A 13,524-nucleotide genomic window follows, 5' to 3' on the forward strand; every position below is an offset into this window, starting at 1 on the left:
TGCAGGGAACGAAGGGAAGGAAATAAGGGGAAAGGACGACTTACAGTGTTAGTGCTTTTCTAACACGTGGTTCAATGAGAGAGTGATTTTTGCAAAGCAAAATATCTTACCCTTTCCGAGGGGCGGGAATCTTCATGTACTCCTCATCCAAAAGATTCCCGCGGCTCCACTGAGTCCGTCCCCTTATTCCTTCCCGGAGTGATCCACCTCAAAACCTCATAAAACCCCAACACCATCCCAATACAAAGGAGATTATACCCATGAACCGAAAACGTTCGGAACAATTATATGAACAGGCACTCCAGCATATCGTGGGCGGTGTGAATAGCCCATCCCGCTCCTTCAAAGCCGTTGGCGGTGGTGCGCCCGTATTCATGTCCTCTGCTCGCGGCGCTCATTTCTTCGATGTAGACGGTAACAAATACATCGATTATCTGGCAGCCTTCGGCCCGATCATCACCGGACATGCGCATCCGCATATTACCGCAGCCATCACACGCGCAGCGGAAAACGGCATTTTGTACGGTACACCAACCGAGCTAGAAATCCATATGGCGCAAATGCTTAAAGAGAGCATTCCATCGCTCGATAAGGTTCGTTTCGTCAACTCCGGTACCGAAGCGGTCATGTCGACTATCCGTGTCGCACGCGCGTATACAGGACGTACAAAAATTATCAAATTCGCTGGCTGCTACCACGGTCACTCCGATCTGGTGCTCGTTGCCGCTGGCTCCGGCCCATCCACACTTGGTACACCGGATAGTGCAGGCGTTCCAGCCAGTATCGCGAATGAAGTGATCACCGTGCCTTTTAACAATCTGGACGGATTAAAAGAAGCGCTGGAGCACTGGGGCGAAGAAGTTGCCGCTGTGATGGTTGAGCCGATCGTCGGTAACTTCGGTATGGTGATGCCGGAGAAGGGCTTCCTGGAAGGGCTATGCCGCATGGCGCATGAGCACGGTGCACTCGTTATTTACGATGAGGTCATCACCGCGTATCGCTTCCATTATGGCTCTGCTCAAACGTATGCTGGACTCGATAACCACGACGAGATCACGCCCGATCTGACGGCACTGGGCAAAATTATCGGTGGCGGTCTGCCGATCGGTGCCTATGGCGGTCGCAAGCATATTATGGATCAGGTCGCTCCGCTTGGCCCTGCCTATCAAGCAGGCACGATGGCAGGCAACCCGGCATCGATCGCATCGGGTATCGCCTGTCTGGAAGTGCTGCAAGGTCAGGGTGTATACGAAGAAATGGAGCGTCTGGCGATTCGCCTGACCGATGGCATCCAGTCTTCGGCAGAGCGCTATGGCGTACCGCTGACCATTAACCGTATTCGCGGCGCGTTCTCCACGCATTTCTGCGATCATCCGGTTACGAATTATGATGAAGCACAGGATACAGATGGCGAGCAATTCGCAGCCTTCTTCCGTCATATGCTGGATCGCGGCATCTGTCTGGCAGCATCCAAGTATGAAGCATGGTTCCTGACGACTGCCCATACCGATGGCGATATTGATCTGACGCTGGAAGCGGCGGATGAAGCGATGAAGCTGGTATCGCAGGGGAAATAAGATTGCTTTTCTTTTAAATAAGAAATAGAAGTTTACAGAATAAGAAATAGAGTTCGCAGAGTAAATAGGCTCACAGTGCTTTACAACAAAACATCCCCACCGTATCGTCGGAATACGGTGGGGATGTTTGTATATTTAGATGTTTATTTATAAGATACTTTTATTTTTTCAGCAGATTAATATGATCCAGATCGGTCGGGCTATTGTAGATGAACTCCAGCTTATAGTCTCCACGGTTGTACGTCAGCTTCGTTTGCTTCTGACCGCCTGTCGTCATTGTCGACGTCGAGCTTGGTGCATACCATGTTTTCTTGAGCACGCTCATCGTAATGCTGCCAATTGTCTGCTTACGCTCAACCTGTGTACCCAGATAGCGAATTTCCTTCAGCACATTCGCGCTGTTATAGGACATGGCATAACCTGGTGTACCCATCTCTGCATGATAAATGTCATAACCGGATGCTGTCGTACGAGAGGTTGTCGGCTTGCCATACGTAGCAACAACCGTACCACGCGTCGTTTTGCCAACGATGAATTTGTCTACTGGATTGCCATTTGCAGAGGGGAGCATGCCCTTCAATGCTGGCTTATAAAATGTGTTCAGCAGCGCGGCTCCTGTCATTTGCTGGCTCGCCGTGCTGCTTGTGCTTGCGGCATAGGCAGACGGTGACGTCAGGCTGGTGCTGACAGCGAATGAACCAGCGGTAGCGACTCCAGTTAGTGCGAGTGCGATTCCTGTTTTGTACATCATACTTGTGAATTTCATCTGGTATTCCTCCTTGATGGGCAAAGCCTAGAGTGTTCCCTTTTGATGTATCGTCTATATGATCTAAAAAGCATTACTGCTTTTTGATACCTTGAAATAGCAGGCGAATCATCTTCGCCGTCGCTTCATCGTCTAGCGGCGGCTGATTAGACAGCATCCGATAGCTGGACGGTGAATGCAGCAGCTCAATCGTCAGCATCGCATCGATCGTATCATCCAGTTCGCCACGCTCCAGCGCACGATTCCAGATGATCATACATTTGTCGTACAGCATCGCGCGCAGCCGTTCCTGAAAAGGTAACAGCATCTCCTGCCGACTCTGACTTTCCGCCATAATCTGTGCCAGTACACGTCCCTCTGGGCTGGAATAGAAGCGATGCAGCTTACAGAACCAATCGATGTAATCATCCACAATATTGCCAGTGTTCATAATCGTGCCCTCGATCTGCACGTGATAGACAAAAGCCTCCATCGACAGCTGTACCTTGTCGCTCCACCAGCGATAGATCGTTGCCTTGCTCACACCAGCATGCTCAGCGACCTTGTCGATTGTCATTTTACGAAGACCGTGCTCCAATAATAGCTCCATTGTAGCCTTAAAAATGGCAGTTCTGGCTTTTTGACTGGGTGGTCTGCCAGGCTTACGCTTTGTTCCCTCCATAGCGAGTCTCCTTCACAATTATGAAACGAATAGTTCCGTAATTAAAATACACGTTTCAGCGATTAATGTCAAATTTGATCATGTTCAATTATACATATGATTCAGAAAGCATTCTATTCATTACCCTGATTTACCGGATCTGCCGCATCACGTAGGCGGTTAGAATCGGGACGATCTGCTGTGCTGTTCATAGGTGACGCAAGTGGCATCGCAATCAGTCGTCTCACCTGTGCCGCAACGATCTGTAAGGTAGGGGCAATACGCCCCTCCTGCACATTGGACACATTGATCCGCAGCCCATTCCAGTGATACGGACTATCTTTCATAAAATAACGATCCAGCGAATCCGCTACAATATTCAGCTCCTGTAATCGGCGCAGCAATGCCGACATCGGGAAATTATCCGGTAATGGTAGCACGGCGTGCACAGCATCGATATGATACACACGCGCAAATAATGGATCGCTCGCCGCTAGCTCGCAGATGGCTGCATGTAGCCGCTTCGTCCGTCTGCGATACGCCTCCACCATCAGTCTGCGGTAACGCGCATACATGCCATTTTTAATATACATCTGTAGCGCAGCCTGGGATAGCACCGAGCTATCGATATCGAGTAGCTTTTTGTAGCGTGAGAAGGTCGCGGTCAGGCAATCCGGCAGCACGGCAACACCAATGCGTAGACCGGGAAAGAGCATTTTGGAATAGCTTTTCAAATAAATCACATGATCAGAGCGATCGTACGCATATAGCGGATCGATGCCTGTATGCTGCTCCAGATCGGCTAGATAATCATCCTCCACTAGATACACATCGTATCGCTCTGCCAGTACGACCAGCTTCTTCTTATCGACCGCTGCTAACGAATGTCCAAGCGGATTATGAAAGCGCGGCATCAGGTAAAAAAACTTGATCTCTCCCGTCTGAAACCACTGCTCGATCTTCTCCATATTCAATCCGCAGGAGGTACGCTCGACCTCCACCACGGGTACGTCTAACGATTCCAGTAGTTCAATGAGTAAATGATAGCCGGGCTGCTCAATCATAATGCGCTGCTGTCCACCGGGAAACGGCATCATCGTCAGAATCGATAGCGCCTGCTGAACGCCAGAGGTGATGTACAGATTCGATGGACGCGCAAAGACCTGCACGCGTTCTAGCTGCTCGCGCACCTCATGCAATAAAGCAGGTAGCCCCTGCGCAGTTCCATACGTGAATAGCTGATCTCTATACAGCTTCATCGCCTGATTCAGACAGCCCTGAAAATCATCGAACGGAAACAGCTCTGCCGCCGGTGCCGCTGAAGCGATATCGATCTGCTCCCCTTCTGCAATCGCAGGCGCAGTCTGATGCTGAGCGGCAACATAGTACCCACTACGATCAACCACATACACAAAATGCTCGCGAATCAGCTGCTCATAGGCGCGAATCACAGTCGCGGCACTGCACGAATGCTGCTCTGCCATTTTCCGAATCGAAGGCAAGCGTGCCCCTGCTGGACGAATACCGGACGCGATCTGGCGCTGCAACAATGCGGCTAGCTGTTCATGTTTACTCATAGTTGGTTCCTCCCTTGAAGTCGGCTTTTGATGAAGTAAGCTTTTTGAAGTTGGATTGCTATTCACTATGTTTGGTTCCATACCGTACAATCTGACATCACATCGAACAAACTAACCAACGCCGAATCGGTTCTATTTACGCTTATTATAATTCTTTTACATGCTCATCTGCTCACTACAGTTCACATTCTGTACCGGTACAGTTTCAAAATAAAGCGGTTGTTGCCTCCTTGTTACAGCGACTATATTGAGAAGGAATCAACACCCGGCAAGCAAACACATTGTGCACATGTGCTATGTTTCCGTTATCCAATTTATGATCTATACAACACGGAGCAGCGTACGAAAACCGATACGCTTCCGTAATAATGGAGGGATATCACATCATGACAACCGAAGCTTCAACCCGGCGCTCCGCACCCAAGCAGACGCTTCATTCATCCGAATCATCAGCCAGCCGTTCTCGCGGATGGGCTTACGCTGCGGCGCTCGCCTATGCGCTCATTATTGGCTTTTCTTTTTTATTCGTTAAAATTACTGTTGCCGTTGCCCTGCCACTCGATGTGCTCGCTCATCGCTTCCTACTATCCGTACTCGTAATGGCAATTCCAGTAAGCCTGGGCTGGATTCGCGTGTCGATTCGGCTTGCTGATCTGAAGCGCATTTTACCGCTGGCCTTATTATCACCTGTACTATTTTTTAGCTTCCAAATCTTCGGCTTACTGCATGCATCATCCGCAGAGGCGGGCATCATTCAAGCGACGGTGCCGATCTTCACGATGCTGCTTGCTGCCTATTTTCTCAAAGAACGTACACGGCTTATGCAAAAGCTCTCGCTGCTTCTCTCCGTGTCTGGCGTCGTGCTTATCTTCGCACTGCAAGGTGGTGCAGGCTGGTCAGCCGATCATCTCGGCGGTATGCTGCTGTTAATGGGCTCAGCATTATCGTTTGCAGGCTATGGCGTGCTGGCACGTCCACTCACACGCATGTACAATCCGCTGGAGCTAACGTGGGTAACGATGATCGTCGCTGCCGTGCTCTTCAATATCGCCGCTGGTGTCATGCATCTGGTGCAGGGTGATATGAGCGGCTACATTAAACCGCTGGCACAACCGGATTACTGGATGTCACTGCTCTATCTGGGCGTATTGTCCTCACTGGGCACGACACTACTGTCCAGCTATGCGCTGTCCATTCTCAAAGCAACACAGATGAGCGTATTTAGCAATTTTGCTACGATCACTTCGATGATTGCTGGAGCGGTCATTCTGCATGAACAGCTTCGGTACTATCATGTAATCGGAGCGCTTCTAATCATCGTTGGTGTGCTCGGCACGAACTGGAATCGTCAGCGCCGTCAGACAAAGCCCACTAGCTAACGATGTATAGACTTCCTTTCTCCCTGCTTCCGAATCGGGTATAGTAGAGATAGAATTATATTGTATACCTAAACAAATCTGCATATTCCCGATTTGGAAAGGAAGAAGATAGATGAAGCCATTTCATGCACGCGTTTCAGCCCAAGCCTTATGGACGCGGCTGCTCATCGTTCCGCTATTACTTTGCAGTGTTCTGCTGCCAGCAGGTAACTACGCTAATGCAGCTACGATAGCTGCTGGAACATCAGATGTAATGGAACACGCTACCGCTTCACATCCGACCGCACAGCAGCTAGATTTGAGTACCGTAACCAATGGATCGTCAAGCCATTCAGCCACACAGGCGACCGATGCGCCGATTATTAATTCCAGACCGATCACAACGGAGCAGCAACAGCTTTCTTTTCCCCAGGACTTCTGGATTGAGCAGGATATCGTAGCGCTGCCTCAGGATCGTGTTCTATTCGTAGATCGCTTAACCGGTGATATCTATCTAAACGATCTGCAAACAGGCAGCAATCTGTGGTCGCATCAATATGAGCATATTTACAGCTATCGAGCGCTGCCTTCAAGCGGCAAGCTGGTGCTAATCATTCAAAATAAGCAGCACTTGCAAAAGCTTGTGCTTGGCTCTAAAGGCGAAACGCTATCCACCTTCAACTATCCGGCTTCGCTGCTAGGCTCCTTATCCGACCATCAGCTCTCGTCGTATCAGATCAGCTGGTCGGCTCCCTTACAGCAAGGGGAAAAGGAACGGATCGCCATCCAGCAACAGGATGAGGTACGCATCTATGAATCTCCCTGGAAAAAGCCACTTCGTACCTACAAGCTCAAAGCGTTGCAAAACCATACCTTGAAGGACATCCATAGCACGCATATGGAATATCAATCCGACCGACTGGTCATTCAATATGCAGCAGGTAGCTTGATGCAGACCGAACAGATTTTTGAAATGCTGAATACGAGCAGTACATCGTACCATGGCAAAGTCGTCGAGATACCGTGGAATCTACAAAGCGACTTTCAACTGGAAAATGGACAGGCTGTCATTTACAGCTACAGCACGAAACATCCACCACTTGGTCCGAATGGAGCGACTTCTTATCCGATTTATCGACGTTATGATGTAGCATCCGGGAAGCTATTGGTCGAGAAAACGTATGTCTTTAAGGCTCAGGAGCCACTCTGGACAACCGAATACAGCAATGGTCAGCTGCTGCTATCAGATCGTGATGAAGACCGTATGTCTTTGTATGACAAGCAGGGCAAGGAGCTGTGGCAGCTACCACAACTATCCGATGACATCAGACTGCGACTGATCAAATATGAGAACAAGCTGCTGTATCTACTGATCGAAACGAAGGATCGTCAATTCAAGCTGGTCAAGCAGCCTTTAATCTAGCATGTACGGTTATCGATAAGCTGATCGTGGATATCCTGTCATCTTCACTTCTCTTCACTGATGGGTCTTCATTCATTAATGGAAGAGTGCAAAAAGAGAAGTCTGAAAACGAACAGAAGAAGCGATACTCACGCTTGATCCGCTTTAATGTACATGCGATTACCTCTTGGATTAGTAGCAATCATTCATCATTGTATGAAGTAGCAGCGAATGGGACGTACCGGTGATACGGTCGCTCATTCGCTGCTTTTGTATGCCATGAAGGCAGAATCGTATCATGTAGCTGATCGGCTTGACGTCTACTCTAGTTACTGTCGCTTGCTATCTGAATGTGCCAGAGCTGCGATTTCTCTAGCATCCAGTGCGCGGCTATAAACACGAAAATCATCCAGCAGCCCATGATACGGCGGATCATCGTAGCGCGTTTTGCCCATATAATTTTTCGTCGTATGTCCAAATGTGGCAGGGTCAACGGTAATCTGTTCATTCCGTCCTACCTCTACCCCATTCACGTATAAAATGGCGGTAGAGCCAGACAGCGTGACGGCGACATGATTCCATACGCCTGTCTGCATCACAGGTGCCTGAATCGTCTGCTCTCCATTGGAACCGTTATTCGTAATGCCAAATTGCATATGCCCCTCTACCTGTGGTGCCAGATACAGATACAGGAACTGATTCGGACCGATATCGAACAGTGAGCTGTAATCCTGTAATGATTCTGCTTTTGTCCATAACGAGAGCGTCAGATCATGACTGCCACCGAGCACATCATCCGGTAGCTGTACATAGGCTCCCTGTCCATTTAGCGATACGGCGTTACCCTGTATGCCCTTTGCCCATGCGGCTCCATTTTGTAAAGAAGCCGGCTTCTTGCTACCATACGTATTCGCTGTCACCGTTCCGCTACCTTCATCAAATGGATAGTACGCAAGTAGCTTCGGTAGTGCGGGCGGAGCGTACACTTGTACTGTTACGGTGTCGCTGCTGCTCAGACTGCCATCGGTTGCAGTTAAGCGGAATGTATACGCACCATAGGTGCTTGTCGTAACCGTAGTACGCGCTGCATCGGCATTATAAAATGTAGCCTTTGCATCCTTCGGTGCAGCTACAACGCTCCAGTGTGCACGCGGTACGCCAGCTGGCAGTCCGTCATCTGTCACGGTTCCTGTTAACGCGATCGGCTCTCTTGCTACCCCACTTTGATCCGCTCCGGCATCGACCTGTGGAGCTACATTACTGCCTGATGTCGTTGCCGCTAGCTCAATCGTATAATTCGCCTGCGCAGGTGCATATACGTTCAAGGTTACGCGATCTGCAAAGGCATTTAGCGTTCCAGCCGCCTGACCGTTCACCTTGATACTATAAGCAGAACGCTGAAGCCCGCTTAACTCGATCGATGTTGGATGAACCTGAGACGGGAATGTATTGGTCATTTGAAGTCGCAGACTGCGCTTGTCCTTACTGATCTCGGCTGCTCGGTATTGATCTCGTACCAGCTCCATATTGAAGCCCAGCGGTAAAATATGCAGCTTCTTATACACTCCGTCCGTTGGAGTGATCTGATATGTTATTCCGGTATCCTTCACCTCTGCGCCATAACCGATGAGACCGAAGATGGGGTCATCTGCCACATCTGCGCTAAGTATACGCAGCGCACCGAACAGTCCCAGATCCGCTTCACCGGTCATGCTGCGCCAGCCGTTCATCAGTGGCACATCGCGTCCACCGCCTGTACCGTTGGTGCCTTGATTCCCCTTTTCCGCTTGATACGTCCACGAGGCAGCGCCAATATTAGCAGCATCTGTACTCATCTGTCCGCTATTGATCGCGCCCACATTGGCAAGCTTGGAGGCATACGCCAGACGCAGCTGCTCAGCGGCAAGTGTCGGCTGATCAGCGACCAGATGCTGACGAATCCAATCATCCATCGTATAGCCTGCCAGTGAGGTGGTGTACTGGAAGTTAAACCAGTTATCGCCCGTATTCGTCACCGGATCAGCGTAATAGTACCAGACTGGCATTTGCCCACGGCTGGCTCTTGTTTTCGAATTGATCTCGCTCATCATATCCAGTGCCTTATCGGTATTCTTACCGGCTTCCCATTGGGAACGAGCGAGTGTGTAGACCTCTTCTTCGCCTGTATTATCATAGGAATATTCAGAGCCATACGGATATTTATTACTGCTAAAATTCGCGAATTTGCGCTCCATCTTATCTCGGATATTATCCGCTTCCTTCACATAACCCTCGCGATCCAGTGCAGCGATTAGCTCTGGCGTGGTCTGCCCACCCATCAAGCCTGTAGCCAGGCTGTAATTCACTGGGCCATCATAAAGGGTCTTCATAATATGATAGGCACGCAGCAAATACGTGTCTGGATCGTGCTTGTACGCGATCAAGCCCGGATAATCACGAGCAATCTGATACATATCAAAGTACGTATTGTACACATGCGGATACGCATAGCCGCGATCGGTCAGTGTCGCTCCCTCGTCAGCCGTCAGGAAGTTGCGCACTAAATAATCGTCATGATGATCCTTCATCAGCTTGTTCCAGACTACAGTCTCCAGATAATCATCCAGCGACTGCACCTGACGCGCGACCGGCTGTAATCGATTTTGCTCGGCAAGGAACAGACCATGCGTCAATCCCCAATCATCGCCCCAACCCCAGCCCCACGGCTCCGGTGTGTCAAACACATTGCCGTTAAAGGCATTACGCTTCTGCTTCGTATGCATCATCCAGTCATCATACACTTTGTCCCGCAGATCGCCCGGTGCATTCCACTGCATATGATCAACCATAAAGCTGGCATGTGCGGATAGCGCCTTATCTACAGGATCAATGCCGTAAAATTGCATCACCGTTCGCTTGCCATTACCGTACTGGATCGTGACATTTTGTGGGCCTAGCTGATCCAAACGCCAGCGGTACAGATGATGATCCCCCGTCTTCGTTCGATCCAATGCAATAGTACGCCCCTTGCCATCCTTCACGCTCCGAATCGGTTGACGGGTACGCAGGTCGAATTGAATCGGCTGATTGGTTGGCACGATCATTCCTGGTACGACGGTCATATCGATCAATCCATGCTCGTACAGCGTCTGCTTCATCTGCTGCTCGTCCTTCACCGCTGCAAATGTAAATCCATATCGACTGCTTGCCTGCGGATTCAGCACCAGACTCGTATTAGGCAAATACCCCCGATTCGTAAAACGAATAACCGCCGAATGCGGGTAAAAAACATTCAGCCCTTTGATCCATTTGCCTTCATTTGCCGGATTCCATGCCCACTTGCTGCCCGGATGCTCCTCAATGCGCCAGCGATCCTGATACTCCAGCCCTGCCCCTGTATCTGCATCCGGCATAAAGAGCAGATATGGCCCTAATCCACTCGGACGACTCGCCGTCAGATACGAGCTATCGTTAGCGATAAAGGCATGGGTGACAACCCGTGTCTCATAAATCTCGTCTCCATAATTCCACTGCTCGTTAAATGGCATCGGTAGCCCATAATCGCCAATCTCCAGCTTCTTACCGCTCGTATTCTCAATGCCAATCGTCCAGCCCAGCGAGCCATCCGACTTAATCGCATACGTCTCCGTCAGGCGAAAATCACGAATGCCCTCAGCATGACGGGAATGCTCATACGTAACCTGTACCTGCTGTCCGCTCTGCTGAATGTGGCGCACATCATCCGATTGATTGGTCGAAGCCTTGCGCCATTCTCCCCCGTCTAGACGATAGGTGAATAACAGTTCACCCATCCACTGATGATCATATGTATCCTGTTCAGAAGTTACCGTTTTATTCATCACATATTCGGTCGGGAATAGATCATTGGTCAGCTTGAGCGACGATATCTCTCCATATTGCCCGATCTTCACCTGCACCTGACTTCCTGATAACGAGATGTCTGTTGAATCTGTTCCTTCATCTGCGGCATAGGTAAAGGTAGGTAGCTGCACGAATAACAGCAGCAGGGCACAGCATAGAGCCCATCCCATCTTCCCAATTGTTCGCCATTGTACATCATCATTCATCATGTTGCGCCTCCTCAGCTCATATCGTTTTTGTCATATGGATGGTCTCTTATCTACGGTACATAGCAGTACAGTTCTAGCATACGAATCGACAAAAACAGCCCCTTGATTACAAAACGTGTCGTATTAAAAATAGCTTGTTAGACGAACAATAGTCTCAGTATCTTTGTTGTTGATACATTCGTTATCTAACGTTTTGCTGCTCTGCATGCTGCGACATGCCCTATCATGACGCGTTATCGACTCGCTGCTGGCCTGATTTCAGACCGCATTTAGCAATCGAATACTTGTCATTAACAAGCAATTTGCTTATTCGCATTGGTTATAGCATCCATATCACAAAATGACAAGTCCTTATTTTAGGAATCAAAAAGAGACTCCTCTCCTGTCTCGTTCTTGCGTTATTGTGAGGCAATGTTGTAAAAGGTGGACTCTGTAGTACACAGCTTCTGCCATTCCGACTGCATGTCTGCTACACATTGGTAGATGACATCATCCAGACCACTGGATACCAGGTAACGGTTACGCTGAGTTCACTCCATGACCAGATGGCACGGTAAAAAGCCGCTTCGTCCATTAGGATTCAAGCGGCTTGCACCATGTACAGCATCTTAACTGATTTGCGTAAAACCTAGTGAGCGGTGAGCAGATTCCACTCTAGTAAGGAGGATGGGAACGGACTCCCCTCTCGCATAGGAATCCATGAAGTAGTAGAACATGCAGGTTCCCGTGCTACTCATAACATACGTATTAACGTAAATTGGTATGCGTTCATATTCTTTTATACTGATCGGTGCAATATAACTTGTGGTGCAGACTACCCATGCGTGCTTAATGCGTTTCGATTCCTGCTTCATCGGGAACATTAGTCGTAGCCAGCTCATCGCGCCCGGACGTATGATCCGAGACGGATTCGATGTGGGATGAAGCTTCGATATCGCCTTTCGTTTTGCTCGTCATTTGTCCGTATATATCCTGTTTGGTACGCAAAAGCTGCGCGAGAAACGCGAGTGTTAGTCCCTGTCCCCAGCCCTGAATACGTTTCTCAGGAACCTGACGGTAGCCATCGATATCGTTCATTACCGCGGTTCCTGCGGATACACCGGTGACTGTGCCATCCTCCTTAATGCGTGCAAGAATGCCGTCGATCGCCTTTTGCGAATACTTGTTATATAGTCGTCCTCTCATAAGCAGTGCCGTCGCAATACCTGCGGAGCCAGACGTTTCCAGATAGGATGTCTCATCATCCAGTACTGTATGCCATAGCCCTTCCGGTGCTTGCAGACGTACGAGCGCACTCAGCTGATCTCGTAACGAGCCATCGATCATCATATAGGATGGATGCTGAACCGGGACATATTGCAGTGCCTTGGACATCGTTAATGCTGCCCAGGAATTGCCACGCGCCCAGTAGATCGAGGACATATGATTCCCCTGCACGTTATCCCAGCCATGATAATACAGATTCGTATCCGCATCCTGTAGCAGCTCCTCATGCCCATGATACTGCCGTAGTCCATCCTCAAAATAACGCTCATTTCCGAGCAGATGCCCGATACGCAGCAGATAATAGCCTGCCATAAACATCGTATCCACCCACGCCTGCTCCGGGAAAATATCTGTCTCCGAGTTGACGGTATGCTGGAACACGCCTTCCGCAAAGCGCTCTGCCTTCGTATCCAGAAACTCTGCCATTTCCTTCGCGATCTGCAAATATTGCTCTTCTCCTGTCGCTTCGTACAGGGTGAGCAGTCCGTGACCAATCGATACACCATTTACCGACAATGGCGGCAAGCCATCTGCAATATTCTCGTCTACCCATTCACGCAGCTTGTCTAAATATTCACGCTTGCCTGTCGCTTCATACGCTTCACATACGCCGTAAAAAGCTACGCCACCGGGCCAATCCCAGTTGAAGTCCATATTAAAGGTGCGTTCTACAACGCGGTCGATGATTTGCTTGATGTGTTGCTCGTCGAAATGCAATGCTGGCATGGTGAAGCCTCCTTGTTTTTAGGGTTTGTGTAAAACGTAGCTGGGGTGAGCAGGGGCCACTCCGGGAAGGAATAAGGGGACGGGCTCTGGTATCGCACAGGAATCTATGGAGTAGGAGTGGATTGTAGATTCCCGTGCTCAA

General features: G+C 49.6%; 8 protein-coding genes. 3 read left to right on the forward strand and 5 right to left on the reverse strand.

Annotated elements, in window-relative coordinates; translation table 11 throughout:
- Positions 1-260: 260 nt before the first annotated feature.
- The gene (locus IEX62_RS11485; protein ID WP_188775678.1) at positions 261-1,577 is read left to right on the forward strand and encodes a glutamate-1-semialdehyde 2,1-aminomutase; all 1,317 of its coding nucleotides are present in this window, start codon (positions 261-263) and stop codon (positions 1,575-1,577) included.
- 160 nt (positions 1,578-1,737) lie between these two features.
- Here IEX62_RS11485 and IEX62_RS11490 read toward each other — a convergent pair whose 3' ends face one another.
- From IEX62_RS11490 to IEX62_RS11500, 3 genes are all read right to left on the reverse strand, one after another.
- Complete coding sequence (locus IEX62_RS11490; protein ID WP_188775679.1) at positions 1,738-2,343, reverse strand: YjgB family protein; 606 nt, start codon at positions 2,341-2,343, stop codon at positions 1,738-1,740.
- Positions 2,344-2,416: 73 nt separating this feature from the next.
- Positions 2,417-3,004, reverse strand: coding sequence for a TetR/AcrR family transcriptional regulator (locus tag IEX62_RS11495; RefSeq protein ID WP_188775680.1), 588 nt, complete (start codon positions 3,002-3,004; stop codon positions 2,417-2,419).
- 113 nt (positions 3,005-3,117) lie between these two features.
- Positions 3,118-4,560: an aminotransferase-like domain-containing protein gene (locus tag IEX62_RS11500; RefSeq protein WP_188775681.1), complete on the reverse strand. Its 1,443-nt coding sequence runs from the start codon at positions 4,558-4,560 to the stop codon at positions 3,118-3,120.
- A 386-nt stretch (positions 4,561-4,946) separates the two neighbouring features.
- Between IEX62_RS11500 and IEX62_RS11505 the strand changes: the two genes are divergently transcribed.
- Together IEX62_RS11505 and IEX62_RS11510 are read left to right on the forward strand one after the other, a co-directional pair.
- Positions 4,947-5,939 (forward strand): DMT family transporter, encoded by a 993-nt coding sequence (locus IEX62_RS11505; protein WP_188775682.1) that lies wholly within the window; start codon positions 4,947-4,949, stop codon positions 5,937-5,939.
- A gap of 112 nt (positions 5,940-6,051) precedes the next feature.
- The gene (locus IEX62_RS11510; RefSeq protein WP_188775683.1) at positions 6,052-7,341 is read left to right on the forward strand and encodes a hypothetical protein; all 1,290 of its coding nucleotides are present in this window, start codon (positions 6,052-6,054) and stop codon (positions 7,339-7,341) included.
- Between the two features lie 308 nt (positions 7,342-7,649).
- On the opposite strand, the gene IEX62_RS11515 is transcribed toward IEX62_RS11510, so the two are convergent.
- On the reverse strand, positions 7,650-11,390 hold the full coding sequence (locus tag IEX62_RS11515) for a DUF5695 domain-containing protein (protein ID WP_229685739.1): 3,741 nt from the start codon (positions 11,388-11,390) through the stop codon (positions 7,650-7,652).
- 828 nt (positions 11,391-12,218) lie between these two features.
- Positions 12,219-13,382, reverse strand: a complete 1,164-nt coding sequence (locus IEX62_RS11520; RefSeq protein ID WP_188775684.1) for a glycoside hydrolase family 88/105 protein — start codon at positions 13,380-13,382, stop codon at positions 12,219-12,221.
- Positions 13,383-13,524: the final 142 nt, after the last annotated feature.

Source organism: Paenibacillus hunanensis (genome assembly GCF_014645615.1).
Lineage (GTDB): Bacteria > Bacillota > Bacilli > Paenibacillales > Paenibacillaceae > Saccharibacillus > Saccharibacillus hunanensis.